The 21576-nt window shown below is 50.9% G+C and carries 18 protein-coding genes and 1 riboswitch; of the genes, 5 read left to right on the plus strand and 13 right to left on the minus strand.

All coding sequences use genetic code 11. The annotated features are described in order from the left end of the window. Positions 1-143 precede the first annotated feature (143 nt). The 4 genes from A8F97_RS22420 to A8F97_RS22440 form a co-directional block, all read right to left on the minus strand. Positions 144-2510: a DNA polymerase II gene (locus A8F97_RS22420; RefSeq protein ID WP_033072166.1), complete on the minus strand. Its 2367-nt coding sequence runs from the start codon at positions 2508-2510 to the stop codon at positions 144-146. A 694-nt stretch (positions 2511-3204) separates the two neighbouring features. Then, entirely contained in the window at positions 3205-3690 is a 486-nt protein-coding gene (locus A8F97_RS22430) for a hypothetical protein (RefSeq protein ID WP_033072165.1), read from the minus strand. 67 nt (positions 3691-3757) lie between these two features. Next, positions 3758-4060 carry a hypothetical protein gene (locus tag A8F97_RS22435; protein ID WP_033072164.1) on the minus strand — a complete coding sequence of 101 codons (303 nt, stop codon included), beginning with the start codon at positions 4058-4060 and terminating at the stop codon, positions 3758-3760. A 154-nt stretch (positions 4061-4214) separates the two neighbouring features. Beyond that, entirely contained in the window at positions 4215-5795 is a 1581-nt protein-coding gene (locus A8F97_RS22440; RefSeq protein ID WP_033072163.1) for a sensor domain-containing diguanylate cyclase, read from the minus strand. A 147-nt stretch (positions 5796-5942) separates the two neighbouring features. Here A8F97_RS22440 and A8F97_RS22445 point away from each other — a divergent pair, with 147 nt between their 5' ends. Beyond that, on the plus strand, positions 5943-6713 hold the full coding sequence (locus A8F97_RS22445; RefSeq protein ID WP_025920447.1) for a DedA family protein: 771 nt from the start codon (positions 5943-5945) through the stop codon (positions 6711-6713). A gap of 40 nt (positions 6714-6753) precedes the next feature. Here A8F97_RS22445 and ilvN read toward each other — a convergent pair whose 3' ends face one another. Both ilvN and ilvB read right to left on the minus strand, forming a co-directional pair. Next, positions 6754-7047 carry an acetolactate synthase small subunit gene (gene ilvN, locus A8F97_RS22450; RefSeq protein WP_014701457.1) on the minus strand — a complete coding sequence of 98 codons (294 nt, stop codon included), beginning with the start codon at positions 7045-7047 and terminating at the stop codon, positions 6754-6756. 5 nt (positions 7048-7052) lie between these two features. Then, on the minus strand, positions 7053-8717 hold the full coding sequence (gene ilvB / locus A8F97_RS22455) for an acetolactate synthase large subunit (RefSeq protein ID WP_033072162.1): 1665 nt from the start codon (positions 8715-8717) through the stop codon (positions 7053-7055). 484 nt (positions 8718-9201) lie between these two features. Here ilvB and A8F97_RS22465 point away from each other — a divergent pair, with 484 nt between their 5' ends. Further along, entirely contained in the window at positions 9202-10824 is a 1623-nt protein-coding gene (locus A8F97_RS22465; protein WP_033072161.1) for a family 43 glycosylhydrolase, read from the plus strand. A 10-nt stretch (positions 10825-10834) separates the two neighbouring features. Here the strand turns inward: A8F97_RS22465 and thiQ are convergent, their stop codons facing one another. The 4 genes from thiQ to A8F97_RS22485 all read right to left on the minus strand — a co-directional run bounded on the left by thiQ (position 10835) and on the right by A8F97_RS22485 (position 15328). Next, positions 10835-11539, minus strand: a complete 705-nt coding sequence (gene thiQ / locus A8F97_RS22470; protein ID WP_033072160.1) for a thiamine ABC transporter ATP-binding protein ThiQ — start codon at positions 11537-11539, stop codon at positions 10835-10837. Next, positions 11526-13133 (minus strand): thiamine/thiamine pyrophosphate ABC transporter permease ThiP, encoded by a 1608-nt coding sequence (gene thiP / locus A8F97_RS22475; RefSeq protein WP_033072159.1) that lies wholly within the window; start codon positions 13131-13133, stop codon positions 11526-11528. The genes thiQ and thiP overlap by 14 nt, the downstream gene beginning before the upstream one ends. Then, a complete protein-coding gene (thiB, locus tag A8F97_RS22480) occupies positions 13109-14092 on the minus strand; it encodes a thiamine ABC transporter substrate binding subunit (RefSeq protein ID WP_141650735.1) in 984 nt (327 codons plus the stop codon). Before thiB ends, thiP begins: the two co-directional genes overlap by 25 nt. Positions 14093-14172: 80 nt before the next feature. After that, a riboswitch (TPP riboswitch) is annotated at positions 14173-14269 on the minus strand. A 153-nt stretch (positions 14270-14422) separates the two neighbouring features. After that, positions 14423-15328 carry a LysR family transcriptional regulator gene (locus tag A8F97_RS22485; protein ID WP_033072157.1) on the minus strand — a complete coding sequence of 302 codons (906 nt, stop codon included), beginning with the start codon at positions 15326-15328 and terminating at the stop codon, positions 14423-14425. A gap of 285 nt (positions 15329-15613) precedes the next feature. Here A8F97_RS22485 and A8F97_RS22490 point away from each other — a divergent pair, with 285 nt between their 5' ends. Beyond that, positions 15614-16543 (plus strand): aromatic alcohol reductase, encoded by a 930-nt coding sequence (locus A8F97_RS22490; protein ID WP_033072156.1) that lies wholly within the window; start codon positions 15614-15616, stop codon positions 16541-16543. A gap of 52 nt (positions 16544-16595) precedes the next feature. On the opposite strand, the gene sgrR is transcribed toward A8F97_RS22490, so the two are convergent. Beyond that, entirely contained in the window at positions 16596-18254 is a 1659-nt protein-coding gene (gene sgrR, locus A8F97_RS22495) for an HTH-type transcriptional regulator SgrR (protein ID WP_033072155.1), read from the minus strand. Between the two features lie 90 nt (positions 18255-18344). Here sgrR and sgrT point away from each other — a divergent pair, with 90 nt between their 5' ends. Continuing rightward, positions 18345-18509, plus strand: a complete 165-nt coding sequence (sgrT, locus tag A8F97_RS25080) for a glucose uptake inhibitor SgrT (RefSeq protein WP_014701448.1) — start codon at positions 18345-18347, stop codon at positions 18507-18509. Here sgrT and A8F97_RS24490 read toward each other — a convergent pair. After that, entirely contained in the window at positions 18441-18659 is a 219-nt protein-coding gene (locus A8F97_RS24490) for a hypothetical protein (RefSeq protein WP_033072154.1), read from the minus strand. The two genes, sgrT and A8F97_RS24490, sit on opposite strands and share 69 nt — an antisense overlap. Positions 18660-18773: 114 nt before the next feature. Then, positions 18774-19196: a helix-turn-helix transcriptional regulator gene (locus A8F97_RS22505; protein WP_227001574.1), complete on the minus strand. Its 423-nt coding sequence runs from the start codon at positions 19194-19196 to the stop codon at positions 18774-18776. A 620-nt stretch (positions 19197-19816) separates the two neighbouring features. Between A8F97_RS22505 and A8F97_RS22510 the strand changes: the two genes are divergently transcribed. Continuing rightward, positions 19817-21436 carry a methyl-accepting chemotaxis protein gene (locus tag A8F97_RS22510; RefSeq protein ID WP_025920438.1) on the plus strand — a complete coding sequence of 540 codons (1620 nt, stop codon included), beginning with the start codon at positions 19817-19819 and terminating at the stop codon, positions 21434-21436. Positions 21437-21576: the final 140 nt, after the last annotated feature.

Raw genomic sequence — 21576 nt, forward strand, 5'->3', positions numbered from 1 at the left:
CGTTTGTGTCGGGGGAATGTCTGATTACATTATCGGTTGCTGATAATGCTGCTGATGCAAATTCAGAAAGGGCGTTATGGTAATGGATGACAGCGCGTTCGTCACCTCTCAAACTTGCTGTGCTGTGAATTAACCGCTTCTATTTAAAATAATCCCATCTGACCTGTCACCAGTGTAGCAAAATCGTCATGAAGGAAAGGCAGAATAGCGTCCGCGACGGGCTGGAGCTGGCGTTCTATATAATGCTGGTAATCTAACGGTGAATGCCGGGTTTCCAGTGGTTCAGGGCCGTGGACGGTCATCACATAGCTGATCCAGCCGCCGTTTTGGTATTGCAGCGGCCGCCCTTGCTGGCGGTTATAGTCATCGGCGATCTTCGCGGCTCTGGCGTGTGGCGGCACGTTGCGCTGGTAATCATCCAGCTTGCGACGTAGTCGTTTACGGTAAATCAGCAGATCGTCAAAATCGCCGTTCAGAGTTCGATCGACATAATCTCGCAGCCAGTCCTGATAAGCTTGTTGCTGAAAAATCAGCAGATAAAGTTGTTGTTGAAACTGCTGTGCCAGCGGCGTCCAGTCGCTACGCACGGTTTCCAGCCCTTTGTACACCATCTTTTCGCCTTGTGGCGTGTCGATCATTCCGGCGTAGCGCTTTTTACTGCCTTGCTCTGCGCCGCGAATCGTTGGCATCAGGAAGCGGCGGAAATGGGTTTCAAACTCTAGCTCCAGCGCGCTGGTTAATTGTTGGGTGTCTTGCAGATGCAGTGTCCACCACTGATTAATGTGCTGTACCAGCGTTTTGCCAATTTTTGCGGCTTCCTCTTCACTGTGCGAGTACTTAAGCCAGACGAACGTGGAGTCGGTATCGCCATAAATGACCTGATAGCCTTGTTCTTCGATCAGCTCGCGCGTTTTACGCATGATTTCATGACCGCGCAGGGTGATAGAGGAGGCGAGGCGCGGGTCGAAGAAGCGACAGCCGGTAGCACCCAGTACGCCGTAAAAGGCATTCATGATGATCTTCAATGCCTGTGATAGCGGCTTATTGTTGGTGCGCTTCGCTGCTTCACGCCCTTGCCAGATTTGCTCGACAATCGCAGGTAAACAGTGCTGTTCGCGGGAGAACCATGCCCCGCGAAAACCGGATACGGCATGTTGAGTGTCTGGATTCTGCGTTCCCACCGCTAGCCCGACCGGGTCGATCAGGAAGGTACGGATAATCGAGGGGTAGAGGCTCTTGTAATCCAGCACGAGCACTGAGTCATACAGGCCGGGACGCGAATCCATGACAAATCCACCGGGGCTGGCCTCAAGCGCAACCTCGCCCAGATTAGGGGCGACGTAACCCATACGATGCATGCGCGGTAAATAGAGGTGGGAAAATGCTGCAACGGAACCCCCGCTGCGGTCTGCCGCCAGCCCGGTGACGCTGGCGCGTTCCAGTAAAAAGGGAAGAAGCTCGGTTTTGTCAAAAATACGCGTGACGAGTTCGCAATCTTGCAGATTATAGCGAGCGAGTGCGGGCTTATCTTCGGCAAAGCGACGGTCAATTTCATCCATCCGCTGATAGGGCGTGTCGATGGCTTTGCCTTCCCCCAGCAGCGACTGCGCGACAAATTCCAGACTGAACGAGGCAAAATTCCACGTCGCGGACTTGAGCGCTTCAATACCGTCAATAATCAGACGGCCGGTGGCGCTGGCAAAGAAATGTCCCTGTTTAAAGCCGTGTTCTCGCCATTCCAGCGCCTGTCCATTACGCCCCAGCTTGAGAGGGATGTTGTAGCGTTCGGCATGTTTTTGCAAAACGCGCAGGTCAAACTGCACCAGATTCCAGCCGATGATGGCATCGGGATCGTGCAACTGCATCCAGGCGTTCAGCTTTTCCAACAATAGCGGGCGGCTGGCGACATACTCAAGCGTAAAATCATCGCGTTCAGCAGGTATCCCGTTCGGTGGGCCGAGCATGTAAACCTGGCGCTGTCCACAGCCTTCCAGCCCAATGCAGTAAAGCTCGCCGTGGCGGTTGGTTTCGATATCTAACGATACCAGCCTGAGCGTCGGACGGTAATCGGGATTCGACTTCATGCGGGCTTGTGTCAGCAGGTTATCTGACATAAGTGTGCCGCTTAGCCACACGGGAGCGGTGATAAAGCGTTCCATCAGAAAGCGCTCAGTCGGGCGAATATCCGCTTCGTAGATCTGAACGCCACCTTCACGCAGTAACTTTTCCAGCCGCAGTAGCTGACGGTATTGCGGGCAATACAGCCCCAACAGCGGTTGATGATGGAAATCCTGCATAGCGAGCGGTTTTAACTGCCAGCGTTTTTCCTGCTGTAAAAGCATTCTTGCGCGGGCTTCTTGCTGTACGGGAATAAAGGCGATGGCCTCTTGTACCGGCAGTCGTGCGAGCAGCGGGCCTTCATCGGTGGCCAGCCAAAATTCAACCTGCGTGCCTGCTGGCGTATCGTGCCAGTGGCGGGTCAGTAGAAACCCCTGACGAACCTGAGTCACTAAGCGGCCTTTTATAGCAAGCGAGATAAGGAAGGATGGTGGGGATAAGTATGGTTATTTATACAGGTAATGTCCAGTGGTGCCGGAATAGAACTGTCATGTCGAAGCCATTATAGGCTACAGCTTGTGCAACTGTCCTACGGTGAGCGCTGTGCTCTCCGACTCTGACAACGGGTTTACTTTCTGTTTATTTTAAACATGATCTTTAATATTCAAAATTTTGGAATATACAGCTACCATAGAATGTAATAAGAAATAATTCTAACTATTTAATTTTACTCCTATTTAATTAAGAATATATTACTTCGCATTTTCCAATGATATCAAAAACGTGATCGTAGGTGCTTAGCACTATTCTTTTGTTATCTCTTTTATATTCCCCTTCAACTTCATCAAAACTTGATGCAGTGTATTTTTCATAAGGGTAATCGTCTGTTTTGTAGATCGATAAATTTTCTATGTCAGTAAATGAAAATTTAATAAGGACATCTTTTTTATTGATGGCTTGCATGCCATCAATGATAACGATGATGTCACAATGAACTCAAAAGGGTGGAGATTAAGCGCTGTGTTTGACAAGATAAGCGCATTTCTTCCGTAAATTACACCATATTTAGTTTCTATTTCTCTCATGTTCATGTTAACGAGTCTTTGATTGAAAGTTGACTTAGCCATCTATCTATTATTACTACTGTTAAAAAGGTGAAGGGATTTTTTTATGCAGTACTTGTTCAAAGAGAATTCGTAATTCTTGAAAAACATTCCTCCACTTTTCAATATATTCTGATGTGTCAATGTGAACGATAAAGTCAGGCATTTCTTTGTTGATTCCTCCTACTTCCTCCCCTTTTTTATAAGATAGGGAGAGTATATTTTCATTCACTTTGTAATATATGTAAAAATCAGATCCCTGCTCGCAAAACCATATTTTTTCTCTTTTGCAATGGTTTGTTTTTGCTGCATTTATAGAGTCGATGATATCTTCAAGACATATTGAGAAATCAGAAAATAAATCTAGTCTAACATTCAAATTATCGTTGAATGTAATATCTATAAAACCATTTAAATATTGAGATAGTTCGACAAGAGAAAAGTGGAAAGGAGATAACTCCATTTCTTCTTCATTTAAAAATTCATCTAGCTCAACAGGCTTATTATTTACTTTTAATTTTATTTTCATGTTTAATTCATAAATGTGCGATTGAGTTGTGGATGGGTTTTATTTTTTTAATAATTAATATTTTTCGCTATTCTTCCGAAAAATAAATAGAGATATTTTTCGCCAAAAAAGCATTGCTAACTTGATCTGTGATTGTTCTCTGATCGGTTAAATTACCATATATCGATAAAATAACCTTATCCTTTAAAATGAAAATATCAAAGAGCGGGGGTGCTTTAATTTTATATTCTTCACCATATCTGACAAAACCAGAGTTTTCAGATGTTGATGTATAAACTTTTTGATACTTACTTTGCAACGTTAATAATATCTCCTCTTGTGTTTCTTGAGCGATTTGGGCGTTCAAATCTGCAACTAATTCTAAACTCATGATAAGACTCTCCTCCGTAGGCCCCCGTTTCCCTGGGCATCTCACTTCCGGCGCACGCTACCGCCCGCCCGGTGATAGTAACCAACGGCTTCATCATGATCTGCCTGACTACCAACAATGGTTTGAACCATAAAAAGACAGGGGAAATCGGGAATTAATGTTCGTCGCTTAAGGCTGAAACCACACGGTTGCGGCCTTCCTGCTTAGCTTGATACAGAGCTTCATCCGCGAGCTTGAAGGTTCGCTCGATCGACATACCGCTGGTGCCCGGCTCCCACAGGGCAACGCCTAATGAGATCGTCATGTTGCCCACGACAGGTATCGTGGATTCCTGCGTGCGTTGGCGTAATCGTTCCGCAATCTTGATAGCTTCATCCTGGCTGGTTTCGGGCAGGAGTATAAGGAACTCTTCACCGCCGCTGCGGCATAGAATGTCGGCCTCGCGCGAGCTGGTGCGAATAAGCTGTGAGAGATAGCGAATGACGGTATCCCCGACGTCGTGACCGTGGGTGTCATTGATGCGTTTGAAGCGATCGATATCGAGCGCGATGACCGCAAAGCTTTTTTGCCCCATCTGCCAGTAGCGAAGAACGCTGTCCAACCCACGACGGTTGAGCAGTTCAGTCATCGGATCTGAGTGTGCCTCAGAGCGTAACTTACCAATTTTGCGCTGTAATAAATCGATACCCAGCAACATCGCCTGCTTGAGCTGAGAAGCTTCAAAATACCAAGAGTGGATATTTCTGATATCGTCGGAAACGTCCGTCGCATCCATCTTATTGGCACTGCGAGCCAGCAGCCAGAGAGGTTGCGCGATGAGCCGGGCAAGCAGCCAGACGCACAAGATAGTGAGCAGCGCTAGCGGTAGCGTATGACGCAGAACGTTCAGCATCAGTCCATCCAGTGGTTTCAGCGTGGTCTCTGTTGGACGAAGCGCCACAATCTCCCATTGTGAGGTCGATTCAACGGCATAACCCGCTAACATTTTCTCGCCCAGATAGTTCACCATATGCTGGCTACCATTATCCTCGCGCTGCATGTCGATCTTTAGATCGTTGGTTTCTACCTTACCAATACGCTCCATATCGCGGTGATACAGCATCCTTCTGTTTTTATCGGTGACATAAATATAAGAGCCGTCGCGGTAATAGTGTTTATCTAAGAGCGTGTTAAGAACGCTGGGCTGCTTAAGATAGATCGATCCGCCGATAAACCCTTTATATCGGCCATCTCGTGTGAAAATCGGCGACGATATCAGCACGATAAGGTTATTCGCGGCAGACATATAGGGCTGACTGATGAGGGGCCGCTTTTCTTTCAACGCTTCGAGTACGCCATCTGTTGTCAGGTTTCTCCCGATTAATTGGAACGTATCGGGTGACGTGGCTCTGACGACACCTTTTTCATCTGCAATGACGACAGAGTTGAAGTTGCTGGTCTGTAACCGCAGGCGGTCTGCTTCTTTTAGCAGTGTGACTTTGTCATCCATTTGGGAAGCGACGATGTTTGTGCTGTAGGCTAACTGCTGCTGGGATTCTTTAAAGAAAGAATGGGTCATTGCAGCAAGTTTGGTGGCGTAGACGCGATTGGCTTCAAGCGTGTTATCAATCAGAAGCTCTCGCTGGACGCGATAGCTGGCATAAAAACTGTTTGCCAGCGTCACTAATGCGCTTGCCACTGCCAGTAATAGGATAAGACGTCGTAGCCCGAAATGATTGAGTAGTTTAAAAAACATAGTGGCAGAGCGGCACGGTGGCAAAAAATGACCGCTATCATAAGTGTTGATGCCCTACGGTGCAAAAGAATTGACCAGCAATCAGGAGTTGACGGCTTCTGCTATGATCCAGACAATCCTTGTTTTTATAAAATATGGGTAGGTTTTATGGAAGCGTGGCTGGATCATCTGGTTACCCAATCACTCGCGTATTCGCTGATCGCCGTCATGCTGGTTGCCTTTCTGGAATCTCTGGCTCTGGTGGGCCTGCTGTTGCCGGGCACGGTGATGATGGCAACGCTGGGGGCACTAATCGGTAGCGGACAAATGGGGCTGTATCCTGCGTGGGCGGCTGGAATTATCGGCTGCCTGCTAGGGGATTGGATTTCCTATTTTATTGGCGTGCGTTTCAAAGCGCCGCTGCATAACTGGTCTTTCCTGAAAAAGTATCAGACATTAGTAAATAAAACCGAATATGCTCTGTATCAACACCCAATGCCGACGATATTGATCGGGCGCTTTGTCGGCCCGACGCGGCCGTTAATCCCGATGGTAGCGGGAATGCTGGGGTTGCCTCCGTATAAATTTGCCGTGCCGAATATCATCGGCTGCCTGCTGTGGCCACCAGCCTATTTCTTACCCGGCATTTTGGCTGGGGTGGCAATTGATATTCCCGCAGACACGAACAGCGCGGGTTTTAAGTGGTTATTATTGGTAACGGCCGTCGCCGTGTGGGTCGCAGGCTGGTTAAACTGGCGCTGGTGGCGCAGTGATAAGCGTAAACATCTTGATTGGTTTAGCAGAATGATGCCGCTCAGACGCCTGCGTTGGGCGGTTCCGGCGATATCTGTGGCGGCGGTTGCATCGTTGATCGCGCTGATTCAGCACCCGTTGATGCCAGTTTACCGGCACCTGCTATGGCAGGTGCTCAACGGGTAGCCTCTATTCCGGCCGGGGAGGTTCCCGGCCCTTGCCAGATTTAACAGTAAAACTCGGCGACCTGCTCGAAAATACGCATTTCTTCACCGTGACGGCGTACCTGAAGGACGTCCTCCAGTTTCTCTACCTGGCTGATCATCTGCTGTAGTCGCTGGTCATCTTTGACGAGTAGCCAGATTCGGCTTTCTTCACCACTTGCCAGCGGCATACACAGAATACCTTCTACGTTAAATGCACGGCGGGCAAACAGACCGCAAACGTGTGACATCACGCCGGGGTGGTTGCGCACAGAGAGTTCTAGCGTGACCTGATTTGAAGTTGCTTGAGTTGACATAGTCATTAATCTCCGATCATATCGATGTTCGCTGCGCCCGGCGGCACGATGGGGAAAACTTTTTCATTAGCATCAATGCTTACGTGGATCAGCGCTGGCCCCGGCTGGTTGAGCGCTTCTTTCAACGCGGCCTGTGGGTCGGTTGCCGCGTTCAGATCGCAAGTCGCAAAGCCGAAACCTGCGGCAATGGCGAGGAAATTCGCACTATAGCGGTAATCTGCAGCGAAGATGCGCTGCTGGAAAAACATATCCTGTTGCTGGTGAACCAGACCGAGTGACTGGTTATTCATCAGGACGATTTTTACGTTGAGCCCTTCTTCTGCCGCAGTCGCCATTTCCTGAATGTTCATCATCAGGCTGCCATCACCTGAGAAACACACCACGGTACGCTCCGGTTCGGCCAGTGCGGCACCAATCGCCGCAGGCAAGCCAAAGCCCATCGTGCCAAACCCGCCGGATGTCAGCCACTGACGTGGACGACGCAGCGGATAAGATTGGGCCACCCACATCTGGTGTTGGCCGACATCAGTCGTGATGATCGCATCATCCGTTAGCGCCTGCGCGGTGGCCTGAACCAGACCATAATGGCTTAACGGATCGTCAGCATTCGGCATATTGAACGGAAATTCCTGTTGCAACCCACGGACGGTGGCGCGCCATACGTCACGCGACTGTGAGGTAATATGCGGCAGTAGGTGATCCAGCGCCTGCGCAACATCGGCATTGATCGCCACGTGTGGTTGACGGATCTTGCCCAACTCGGCGGGATCGATGTCGATGTGGATGATGCTGGCCTGCGGGCAAAACTGCTCCGCTTTACCAATCGCGCGATCGTCAAAACGCGCACCCAGCACAATTAACAAATCTGCCTGCTGTAAGATCAGATTGGTTGATCGTGCGGCGTGCATGCCAAGCATACCCAGCGACAGAGGATGATCGACAGGCATTGAGCCTAGTGCCATCAGCGTCATGGTGGTTGGCAGGCCGGAACGCTCCGCCAACTGAACCGCCTGTTCGTGTGCAACGCTGCTAATAATCCCCCCGCCCAGATAGAGAACCGGACGCTGTGCCGCGTTAATCATGGCCGCTGCTCGCTCGATATCCTGTTGTGCGATAGCGGGTGGCGTATCGAGAGGAAAGACGCTCGGCAGTTCGCTCAGTTCAATGGTCGCGTTCTGAATGTCTTTTGGAATATCGATCCACACCGGGCCGGGGCGACCCGACTGCGCGATGCGAAATGCTTCTGGGATCACGCGCGGCAGTTCGTTGATGTCACGCACCAGATAATTATGTTTGGTGACGGGGATAGAGATGCCGTAAGTGTCGACTTCCTGAAACGCATCGGTGCCGATCATGCTGGAAGGCACCTGACCGGTGATACACACCAGCGGGATTGAATCCAGTTTGGCATCAGCAATGGCGGTGAGCAGGTTGGTTGCCCCCGGACCGCTGGAGGCCATACAAACGGCGGCTTTCCCGCTGGCGCGCGCCATGCCTTGCGCCATAAATCCCGCACCTTGCTCGTGTCGAGCCAGAACGTGGCGAATTGTCTGGCTTTGACCCAGCGCATCATATAACGGCAGAGCTGCGCCGCCTGGAATACCCGCTACGGTGGTGATGCCCTGTTGTTCGAGCAACCGAACAATCAACTGAGCGCCTGTATAACGCATGTTTACATCCTTCATCAGGGCCGGTGCGGTGTCGGAGCGGGGAGGGTAGAAACAAGAAACCCCGCTCGGCTGGCGCCGGCGGGGTTTGAGAATCTTCGATTCGGAACCCGTTACGGCGCGCTGCTGCCGACGACCACGACCACCACGCGCACGACGACGACCGCGTCAACATGCGCGGTGCTTAGTAGTGCTGAAGTGGAAGAAGAGTAGTGCGTCACGGGGATCCTGTTTACGTTATTTGTGTTCGAATAAGTAATGAACCAATTGCCAATTCATATAAGCACAGCAGCATAAAAAGACACAATACCCACAAGGGATAAAAACCGAATATGCCTACAGGATCACAATCTATCGACATTTAATGCTGTTATTACTGCTTTATTTTTCGCCACACAACCAGAGAAGCGTGACTTTTTTCACAATTGGAACAGGGTTTCAATGTTATAAATGATAAAATAATCATTGAGATAGTGGGTGGGAATAAATGAGTATCTCCCGAATGGTGGGGAAAAGCGTATTGAGTGGGCTCCTGCTGATGGCGATGGGTATCAGCCAGGCAATGGCCTGTCAGGCTGGCCCTGCCAATGAATGGATGCGCGGTATTGAACAGCAGCGTCAGGCGGATTTGGGGAATGGTTGCTATCTCAACCCGATTATTGCGGGCGATCATCCTGATCCCACTATTATCAAGGATGGCGCTGATTACTACATGACGTTTTCGTCCTTTGACGATATCCCTGGGCTGCTGATTTGGCACTCGCGCGATCTGGTGAACTGGCAGCCGCTTGGCCCTGCGATAACGACGCCCGTTGACGCGATTTGGGCACCGGATTTGGTGAAACATGACGGCAAATATTATATCTATTTCACTACAAATCGGATTATCGACGCCAAAGGAACGAAAAAGAAAACGCTGTATGTGATTACCGCCGATGATATTCGCGGCCCGTGGACAGTACCGAAAGATACAGGATTGAAAAATCCGGCCAGCGATCCCGGTCATGTGGTGGGAGAGGACGGCAAGCGTTACATCTTTATGTCTGGCGGCAACCGGGTGCAGTTAACCGACGATGGGCTGTCGACGGTCGGTGAAATGGAAGTGGTCTATCAGGGATGGCAGTATCCGGAAGAGTGGGATGTGGAAAGCTTCTCGCAGGAAGGGCCGAAGATGCTGCGCCACGGCGAGTACTTCTATATGGTATTGGCGGAAGGTGGTACGGCAGGGCCACCAACCGGACATATGGTGATTGCCGCACGATCGAAATCGATCAACGGGCCGTGGGAAAACTCACCGCATAACCCGATTATCCGCACGCAGGATCGTTCAGAAAAATGGTGGTCACGCGGCCACGCAACGCTGATCGAAGGGCCGGATAAAAATTGGTACATGATGTATCACGGTTATGAAAACGGTTTTATGACGCTGGGACGTCAGGCGATGCTGGAGCCGATCGTCTGGGGGAACGATGGCTGGTTTACCTCTGCTGGATTCGATACCGGTAAACCGATCCGCAAACCGGCTGGAGGTGAAGCGGTGCCTCACGGTATTGGCTGGTCTGATAGCTTTACCAACGAGAAATTTCCAGCCCGCTGGCATTTCTACCGCGCCAATGCGGAAGAGTTGAAACGGGTCACGCTTAAAGACGGCAAGCTGCACCTGAAGGCAAAAGGAACGTCGCCGAAAGACAGCGCGCCGCTGACGATGATCCCCGGCGATCAGGCCTATCAAATTGAGGTCACCGCGAGCTTTGCTCCTGGAGCGCAGGCAGGCTTACTGCTGTTCTATAACGCGAAGCTGTATGTCGGGCTGTCATTTAATCAGGATGGCACGGTCATGCACCGTTATGGATTGGAAAGAGCAGAAAAGAAATTGCCGCACATCACGGGTAATGAGGTGCAAATTCGGATGAAAAACGATCGCCATATCGTGACGTTTTACACCCGAACCTCAGATCAGGAACCGTGGAAGAAATATTCGGTGCAGATGGAAGTGTCCGGCTACCATCATAACGTTGCGTATGACTTCCTCAGCTTGCGGCCTGCTCTTTATGCATCGGGCGAGGGCGACGTTACGTTCAGTAACCTGCGTTATCAGGCTTTGCCTTGATTCCCCGATCTTAAGAAGAGCGTGAAATCCCCAGGATGGTGGCGGCCTCGGCGCTGCCATCCTGTAACGCCTGAGTCGGCCCATCATAATAAATCTGCCCGTCCACGATCAGTACCGTGCGTTTTGCGATCCGCATGGCATCATCCAGATTGTGGGACACCATCAGCAGCGTGAACTGACGCTCCTGGCACACGCTTTCAACCAGATCGAGCATCTCCTGACGCAGCGCCGGATCGAGTGCCGAGAATGGTTCATCCAACAGTAGAATGGGTTGATGACGCACCAGACAGCGTGCCAATGCTGCGCGCTGACGCTGTCCGCCGGAAACCTGCGACGGTAGCCGATCCAAAAGATCTGCCAAACCAACCCGATCGGCGATCTGCCGTAGCGTTTCACGCTGTGTGGCACTGAGCCGCAGACCGGGGTGCAATCCCAGCGCGATGTTCTGCCCAATCGTAAGGTGAGGAAACAGATTGTTTTCCTGAAACAGGATCGAAACGGGTCGTTTAGCGGGAGGTGTCTCGCGGTGAGATTCACCGTTAAGCCGTAATTCGCCACTATCCGCCATCAGAAAACCGGCAATCAGGTTCAGCAGCGTGCTTTTTCCTGCGCCACTGGGGCCAAGGATGGCGATGCGCTCACCCGGTTTGACGTGAAAATCAAAACGCATGGGTAAGTGCTGATAGAAGTAGGTTAATTTCTCAAGCGCGATCATGACGGCCTGCCAGTTTCTCAATCAGGGTAAATAACATAAAGCACAGCAGCATCAACAGCAGTGCCGTGACCGCGCCATCGGCGCTGCGATAGGAGCCAATTTGCTGGTACAGATAGAACGGCAGCGTGCGGAATTGCTCATTACCGAATAGCGCGATAACACCGAAATCCCCAATCGACAGCACGCAGGCAAAGGCTAGCGCCTGTGCTAATGGTTGCTTCAGCGCAGCCAGCTCGATCAGCTTCAGCCGCTGCCAGCCGCGAATATCCAGCGATGTACAGAGCCGGTTGTAGCGCTCGGCGACGTCCAGCATCGGGTTTTCCAACACTTTAATGGCATATGGAATTGCCATCAGCGCATTCGTGAACACCACCAGCGCATAGGGGGATTGCGGCAGCCCGATGCTGTTATTCAGCAGCAGGAAAAAGCCGGTTGCCAGCACAATACCGGGCATGGCGAGGATGAGCATACCGCTCAGATTCATCAACTGCCCGTAGAGTGGCTTCTGGCGTAACTTAAGCTCGCGACTGCTCCAGAGCAGCATCATGGTTAATACCAGACACAGTAATCCTGCACCTAAGGCAATGCGCAGTGAGGTAAACAGCGTTTGCCAGAGCACGGGCTGTTGCAGCACGGAAACCAGTGAGCGGTTCACGCCATCAACGACCACGGCCAGCAAAGGGGGAATGACCAGCAGCAATAGTGCGCCGATCAGCAGGCCGTCGGTGAGGCGGCTCAAGGCGCTATCCTGCGGGTTACGCCATGCAAGCTGCTGTGTGCTGCCGATAGGCAGAATACGTCCCAGCCGCTGGCTCAGCAGCACTAAACCAAGACAGCAAACCATCTGAATTAATGCCAGTAGCGCCGCGCGTGCAGGATCGTAATCAAAGCTCAATGCCTGATAAATCGCCAGCTCAATCGTAGTTGCCTGCGGGCCACCGCCCAGTGACAGAACCGTGGCAAAGCTGGCAAAGCAGAGCATAAAAATCAGCGCACCGGTTGGTAAAATCTGCCTGCGTAGATTAGGCCATTCCAACAGACGGAAATGTTGCCAGCTATTCATGCCCAAATTGGCGGCTAACTGACGTTGCTCGGTGGCAATACCTTCCAGTGACTGCAACAGCAGCCGAGTTGCCAGCGGCAGATTGAAGAAGACGTGTGCCAGCAGAATGCCCTGCAGTCCGTAAGGCGAAAAGGTGTATTTCAGGTCAAACCAGCCCAATGCAGAGGCCAGCCAGCCTTGTCGGCCATACACGCTGAGTAGGCCAAAAACGGCCACCAGCACGGGCAGCACCAGCGTCATCGCGCACAGGCGAAGCAGCCAGCGATGGCCGGGGAAGCGCCGTCGGTACAGCGCTCTGGCGAGGAAGATCGCGGGAACGGTAGAAAATAGCGCGGAGAGAAAAGCCTGCCAGAAGGTAAACCGAATGACATGCCAGAGATAGCTGTCATGCCATAGCGTGCGCCACTGGCTTTCTGGCGCCTGTATCCACAGTGCGCCAAAAGCCAGTACGGCAACGGAAATTAACAGCGTGGTGGCCAGTAGCCCTGGCCACAGACGTCCGCCGATCAGTGGCTGACGGCGCGTTGCCATGCCTGAATCCACTGCGTCCTTTGGTCGGCGACTTCTTGTGCGCTGAACTGCATCGCTTTCTCAGGTACGGCAAGCGTCGCGAAGCCCGCAGGCAGTTCAGTTTTCACCGCCGGATACATCCAGTTGGTAGTAGGGATAGCCTGCTGGAAAGTCGGGCTCAGGATGAACTTCATAAAGCGTTTTGCCAGCTCGGGATTTTTGCTGGAAGCCAACTGCCCGGCGATTTCGATTTGCAGATAGTGTCCTTCGCTGAAAGTGGCCGCTGCGTAGTTGTCTTTCTTCTCTTCGATGATGTGGTAGGCCGGTGATGTGGTATAGCTTAGCACCAGATCCGCTTCCCCTTTAAGGAACAGGCCGTAGGCTTCGCTCCAGCCTTTGGTCACGGTAACGGTTTTTTTCGCCAGCTTCTGCCAGGCTTGCGGCGCGTCGTCGCCGTACACTTTCTGCATCCACAGTAGCAGACCTAGTCCCGGCGTGCTGGTGCGCGGGTCCTGATAGATCACTTTCCACGGTGCGTTGCTGTCCAGCAGTTCATGCAGGCTTTTCGGCGGGTTCTTCAGCGTGTTTTTGTTATATACAAACGCGAAATAGCCATAGTCGTAAGGAACGAACGTTTTATTGCTCCACCCCCCTGGCACCGTAACAGTGCTGGTGTCCTGACCGTGTGGTGTAAATAGGCCGGTTTGCTCCGCAGCCTGCAACAGGTTGTTGTCCAGCCCCAGAATGATATCCGCTTTGCTGTTTTTTCCTTCCATACGCAGACGGTTCAGCAGCGATGCGCCATCCTCCAGCGCGACGAAATTCAGCTCGCACTCGCACTCTTTTTCAAACGCGGTCTTGATGACAGGTCCTGGACCCCACTCTGAAGCGAATGAATCATAGGTATAAACGGTAAGCGCGGGCTTGGCGAAAGCGGATGCTGAGAGCAGTAACAGACAAGGCAGGCTGGTTTTCAGCACGATGGCTGAACGGTGTAATAATTGATTTAACACTTTGCACTCCTGAGAATCATAGGGTGGCAAAGGACTTCGAGGCAGCAATAAGCCACACTCTCAAATCCCTTCGCCGGTATTAACCGGATCAGGTTCGACGGGTATCTTCTCAGCGAAAAATTTTCCGCACCCCGTTGAGAACGCCTCATTGTAAAGGGTTAAGCCGGGCAGCGAAAGGTTCTCAGCGTTCCGGCTGCGCAAACCAGGCTTGTATGCCCATTCAGACGCGGTGGTGTGGCCGTAGTAGGTGCACAATTTCGCTTAACGTGAAGGCTTTTGTGTTCTATTTGTTGGCATTTACCATTTCATGGCCTCCTGCGCGATTAGCGCGGTACACCAGTCGATAAAAGCGCGGATAACCGGCGAGAGGTGGCGGCTTTGCGGGTAGAGGATGAAAATAGGTTCAAGCGGTGCTTCGAGATCAGGAAGCAGCCGGACAAGATGTCCATCAGAGAGTTGCTGGCGCACCATATAGCTGGCAATGCGTAGTAGACCCAGACCCGCTACGCCAGCGGCGAGATAGGCATCGGTGTCATTTACGCTGATCTGTCCTGCTAGCGGAATTGCTACGGTGTGAGCTTCATCGTGAAACCCCCAGCTAACTGAACGACCTGCCCGGCTGTGGGTATAGCCCACTGCGACATGATCTTTGAGCGAGTCTAACGTTGTGGGGTATCCATGTTGTTCAAGATAGCGTGGGGAAGCGCAGATAGTCCAATGGAACGCCCCGAGGTGTCGTGCGACCAGTCGTGATAATGGTGGTTCTCCGGTTCTGATGACACAATCGATACCCTGCTGGACAATATCCACGGTGGCATCACCCAGGTGGAAGTCTAGCCTTATTCCAGGATGACGTTCACAGAAGTCGGGCAGTGCCGGGATAAGGAAATTTTTGACCAGAGAAGGTGTCGCTCCGATTCTGATCGTTCCCTGTAGTTCCTCCTTTTGCTGTGCCGTTACGCTTTCCGCCGCGTGCACATCCCGTAAGATCGCTTTGCAACTGTCGTAATAGCGCAGGCCAACATCCGTAATACTGAGTGCTCGCGTCGTTCGGTTAAGTAACCGAGCGCCGAGATGTGATTCGAGTTCTTTAATGCTGCGGGTGACGGTGGATGGCAGAACATGCAGGGTTTCCGCCGCTTTTTTGAAACTACCCGCATCGACCACACGAATGAATGTTTCCATGGCCTGAAACCGATCCATACGATGATGTCTCCCCATTTTGCGATGAAACGTTGCTGACCGTGTAGACAGCGTATCTGCCGTGACAGCGGCTAGCGTGTTTTATTATTCGATTCTTTCAAATTATGAAGTGGTCTGAGCGAATCTTATCATGCGTGCATTTTTGTATAACATAATCCCCGATCTCTGGATTTCCTGAAAGTTACAGGTATGAATAGGCCAGGGCATGTTAGCACACTGAATTCATCGGGAACGCACTCGACTCCTTATGATGGCGATAATTTGAAATTTTGAAGGAATTAAGACATGAATGACAGCGGAACAGCGTTGAAAGATATTCTTGTGCTTGGCGCAGGGCAGCTCGGTATGGCGGTATTGCGTGCTCTCGCACCGCGTGCGCGAGCCTTGCCGTTGTCGGTCACGGTACTCGTTTCGCCGGACACCGTTAACGGTCCGTCGGATCAGGGTATGGCAACACTGACCGAACTCCGTGCATTAGGGGTTGACGTTATCGGGTTCGACCTGGCCTCTGATGAATACGCTCTGACGGAGCTTTTCAAGCATTATAAGACGGTATTGAACTGTTCGGGGTTCGTGGCAGGGCCGGGCACTCAAATGAAAATAACCAGAGCGGTGTTGGCTGCCAACGTCACGCGCTATTTCCCTTGGCAATTTGGCGTTGACTATGACGTTGTGGGGCGAAAAAGCGGCCATCCAGTTTTTGATGAACAGTACGACGTGAGACAGTTGCTACGTAGCCAACTGCGTACCGAATGGGTGATTGTTTCGACCGGCATGTTCACGAGTTTCCTGTTTGAACCCGCCTTCGATGTGGTGGATCTGGAAAGTGGGATCCTTCATGGTCTGGGAAGTTGGGATACGAAAGTGACTGTGACGATCCCCGAAGACATTGGCTGGCTCACGACGGAAATCTTGCTGGCCGAACCACGATGGGTTAATGAGGTGGTCTACGTGGCAGGTGATACGATTTCATACGGGCAACTTGCCGATGTCGTTGAGCGTGTCACGGGGAAAATCTTTGAGAAGACACTATGGACTCTGGACAAATTGCGCAGGGATCTGAAGGTGGCTCCAGATGACGCAATGACGCGCTATCGGGCCGCATTTGCTTTGGGTGAGGGCATGTGGTGGGACAAATCAGGCACGTTCAATGAACGTAATGGTTACGAGACGGTCGACGTCGAGCATTTCTTACGAATGCAGTTGCAAAAATAGGCAGAAAGGTGCGGAGCGATTCAACGTGCCCCGCACCTATTTTCAAAGGTTCTCAGCGTTCCGGCGGCGCGAACCAGGCGGATTTAAAATCAAACCAGCCTAGCATATTCATCCGGACGCCTCGCATGCTGCGCTGCCCTTGAAGTTGCAGCCAGTGATGCAATAACGGATGCAGTTGCCCACTTTTGATGAGTTTTTCACTCCATTCCGCCATCGGGAGCGTGTGATTACGCCACTGTTGTGCGTCTGTCGCTAGATCGTCATTCAGGCAATGTTGCACCAGTGGCAGCTCATAAAGCATGGCGAACAGAGAGAATTCGAGCGGCAGATAGCAATTCAGGCTACCAAACCAGATATCACTTTCAGCATTGCCCTGATACCAGTCTTCGTAGCTGATGGTTTGAACACGCAGGGTGACACCCTGTTGCGCCAGCAGCGTGCGCATAATCTCGCTTAATATCCGGTACTCTGGGTGTTCCTGATAAAACGTGAGCGTAACATCGGTTAGCCCATCTGGAATGGACTGTGGCGTATCGGGACGATGATGATGCCAGCGTGGCAACAGGCTATAGGCGGGCGACCAGTCGCGCTGGTTGCTGGTATTGGCGTGGCTGAGCAGCGAAATAGGGTTAAATATCTGCCTGAGCCATTGCAGAGCTTCTGGACGCTGATTCAGAGGCGAGCGTTTGTCGAATAACAGGAAATAACCACCTTCCTCCATTCGACTTTCCAACTGCTCATGGTGAGAATCATCAGACTGAAATTGGACAGACACTGGCATTTCTTCTGGCTCGTCCGGCAAGACCCAGATGTTGACCTCATCAATCAGCGCCCGATAGCCAAAATAGTCATCGAAAGCGCGGATCTTCAATTGGCTGCTGTTATTGCGCACCACGGCGTAAGGGCCAGTGCCAATCGGGTGTTGGGCGAAATTCGGCAGCGTTTGCCACTCCTGCGGCAAAATCATGGCGTGTACGCTGGCTAACAGCCACGGCAACCACTTATCTGGGCTGTGTAAGTGGATATCAATCACAAACGGCATCGGTGAGGTCACTGCTTCAATATGGGAGAAGAGCGGAAGCGGCGCGAGGCGTGATAACGATGTGGTGATGTCATCCATCGTGAGTTCACGACCGTGATGGAAACGGATGGCCGGACGCAGATAAAAGCGCCAGTGCAGGGGAGATAGGCCTTGCCAATGATGAGCCAGATCGGGCTTTAGTTCCCCATTTTCCTCATTTATGTTGGTTAATCCACTAAAGATTTGTCGCGCAATATGCATTTCCGAACGCCGCAGTGCTGAACTGGGCAATAAATTGCGCAACGGGCGGTAATAGAGGATGCGCAGAATATGCTTCCCTTGTCGGAAACTCCGCCCAAGGTGAGCCAATAGCATCTGGCGCACCGCTTCTTTGTCACCGACCAACTGCACCAGTTGCTCAATGCGATCCTGTTCTAGCAAATCTTCGGCACGCTGTTGCTGTAGGGCTAATCCGGTATACACAAAGGAGAGCTGCGAGCGTTTTCCTCTTCCCGCTTCTGCCTGCCAGATGAGCCAGCCTGCTTGCTGCATCGCATTCAGCAATGAACGGATATGGCGGCGTGAGCAGTTCAGCACCCCCGTCAGCTCTTGCAGCGTGGTGTCTGTGGTTTGTCCCTGAAAGTGTTGCCACAGGCGGATGAACTGTTGTTGCAATCGAGGGGAAGACATAAAAGAGGAACTCCCTGCACTAAAGTCATCAATTTATCTTTCCCTATATTACGTCGATACTTTCTAACAAGGAAAGAGAGGAGGTGGCTTATGGCAATTTCCCGTTTGTCCCAGTTCTATCGAACCTACTTATCGACCTGTAAAGCGAAGTGGTTGCGATGGATGTCTACCCAACAGCGCGTTGCATTATTGCAGCAGGCGACGCAGTGGCACCTGAACGAAATGTCCGACGATGAATACCGTCATTGGCTCTAGGTGGTACGAGAAAATGTATTCTGAGTAATGGTGACGTTTCACCAACCAGCGGGTTTTCTCGCTGGTTTTTTTTATGGTGCTGACCTGCTTATCGCCTTTTGGTTTTTCGCTGATGGTTTGTGGCAGGGAGAGATCAGCGGCAGTGTTCACGTAATGGTTTACCCTCGCTGAGCAATGCATAATAACGCGCCAATTCGTCCTGCTGGTGTGCATTGCGTATCTGCAAGGCCAGATTAATCGAGGCAAGCCCCCGCGCGTTGTCGGCTAATTCCTGTGGTATTTTTTTTGTTTAGCTAGCCAGTCGGTGACATCACTCCACTCCCATAGCGGTGATGTACCGCGTAAGCGTTGAACCGGAGAGGGAAAATTGCCTGCGCCCCGTTTTCCATCTTTGAGAAGCGCAATAGCCTGGCGCGACAGCGTGGATAAGGCTGCGATGTCACTGATCCCAACCCAGGCCGCATCAACGGAATGGACTTTGGCTTGGATACCCGCAGGCTCAATATCATGAATAGCGCTGATAACTGCGGTAGAAAAATGGGGGCTTTCTCGATCAAATTCGAGATAGACAGCACTGCCATAGAAGCAGACCAGAGCATCATCACAGCCGCTAAAAAGTGCATCTTCTAGTCCCGCAGTGTCTGCGGAAACACCCGATAGCGTGAGAGAAAAGTGATACGTTGTCATAAATTCCTCGCTAAACCGTATGTATCTTCTATTGTTTCTGCATTGCCAGACCGTTATCGACGTTGCGGCGGATTTGCTTTGCGTAGTTTTCTGAGACTGATGGCGTGGACCAAATACTCATCATATGAGTACTGTGGTCCTGCGTGCTGTAGATAAGCCTGCGCGCGGCTTCGCAAAAGAAAGTAGAGGACGGGAGAGGGATCATGCCCACAGGGAGCGGTACTCAGCGATTGCTAAAGTAACGATGATTTAATACCCAAAATTGAATGTTAGGATGAAATCTATTGTCATTAAAATTAAACAATTCTATGAATGTGTTTCTATATTAATAATAAATCGTAACGCAAATTACTTAATTCGGATAATTCAATAACTATATGTAATAATTAACATTATGAATTGTTTTTCATTGAAATGATTATCGTCAAAATGACGTTTTTTCGTGATGGTGATCTTATAGATGAAATTATTTTTCATAGGTTACTATTTTTTTTCTTGCATTTAACGCGGATTGTCACAATCTTTAATTAATATGTAACATGTGGCGGTGTTTTATTTTTTTCTTGCTTACCTGAAATTTACTTCACAGCAACTTTCTGAATAACTCGACGGATGTAAAAATGAGCGATGTACCGTATCAGTCAATAGCGCTTTACGAAAAACCAGAATCCTGGCAGCCCACTTCCGGGGTACATAACATTAAGCTAACGCCTCTTTTTATTGTTGTTTTTTCTGGTGTTTTACTGCTTTTTGCCCTAGCCGTCGCGACATCGTCCTATTTTTTGAAGCAAGCAGAATTGTCATTAAATGAATCAACGCTGGAATTGAACGTTCGGATGGAGTTAGTTGATAGCGCGAATCATATGCGTGCGGCACGTATGAATTTGCTGCATGCCGTGAACCACTTACATAATGGTCTTACGGACCGTTACAACGCCAGTATGAAAGCCGCCGAAGAACGGCTGGCGATGTCGCAGCAAATGTTTAATGGATATCAAAATAGAGCAGTTCGCGCTGACGTTGAACAAGCGCGTGATAATGAACTGAAAGCGCGCTATAGCGATTATGTCGAGCGGGGTATCAAGCCGATGTTTGATATCGCGAAACGAGGCAATGTTGACGAACTCAATGCGCTTGAGTCGACAACCTTGTCTACGTTGGACGATGAGTATGACGTGCCGCTGAAAGCGTCTTACCTTTATCGGGTTGAGATGGCAAAAAATATTAATGTGACGGCAGAGAGACATTCAACGCTGGGATATACGCTGATGACGGGGGCGTTTATTCTTGCCATTGTGCTAACCGGTATGACGTTCTTATTAATTCGCCGGGTCATTATTAACCCAGTGCAGTATTGGGTGTCGCGCATACAGGCGATTGCGCAGGGGGATTTAACGCGCACGAGTGTGGATGTGGGAAGAAATGAAATCGGTATTTTGGGGGGCAATATCCAGCAAATGCAGGATTCACTCTCAGAAACGGTTGGTTCGGTGCGTGATAGTGCGGAGTCGATTCACAGCAGCTCGACGAAAATTGCCGTCGGTAACACCGACTTATCCGCCCGGACGGAACAGCAGGCCGCAGCGCTGGCGGAAACGGCTGCCAGTATGGAACAACTCACCGCGGCGGTGAAGCAGAATACCGATAATGCGCATCATGCCAGCAAAGCTGCGACGGAGACGTCTTCCAAGGCAGTAAATGGTGGCAGCATTGTGGAACAGGTTGTCGGTTCTATGGACGGTATTGCCAAGAGTTCAGACAAAATTTCTGAGATTATCTCGCTCATTAATGGGATTGCATTCCAGACCAATATTCTGGCGTTGAATGCGGCGGTTGAAGCCGCAAGAGCAGGCGAGCAGGGCAAAGGATTCGCGGTGGTTGCAGGAGAAGTGCGTAGTCTGGCACAGCGTTCGGCTAATGCCGCAACGGAAATTGCCGCGTTGATCAAGGAGTCCGAAGCCAGAGTGACAGAGGGAACGACGCTGGCATCCGAAGCGGGTAAAGCGATGGGTGAGATTGTCGCTGAAATTAATAACGTTACCCGAATCATGAATGAGATCGCGCTGGCTTCCGATGAACAAAGCAGCGGTATCAATCAGGTGTCGTTAGCGATATCAGAAATGGATCGGGTCACGCAACAAAACGCGACATTGGTGCTGGAAGCCTCCTCGTCTGCCGCATCACTGGAGCAGCAGGCTGAACGGTTGAATCTTGGCGTGTCCCGGTTTCACCTGATGTAATCCCGTTGATAAAAAAGCCAAAGCGATAAAAAAACAGAGATGTATCATCGATCGCCAGCGGCTTTTGTCGCTGGCTTTTTTTCGTTGTTTTTCCAGCATGGGGATGCTAACCCGTTTCTGGTAGAATCAGTGAAAAGGTA

This window comes from Pectobacterium parmentieri (assembly GCF_001742145.1).
Classification (GTDB): domain Bacteria; phylum Pseudomonadota; class Gammaproteobacteria; order Enterobacterales; family Enterobacteriaceae; genus Pectobacterium; species Pectobacterium parmentieri.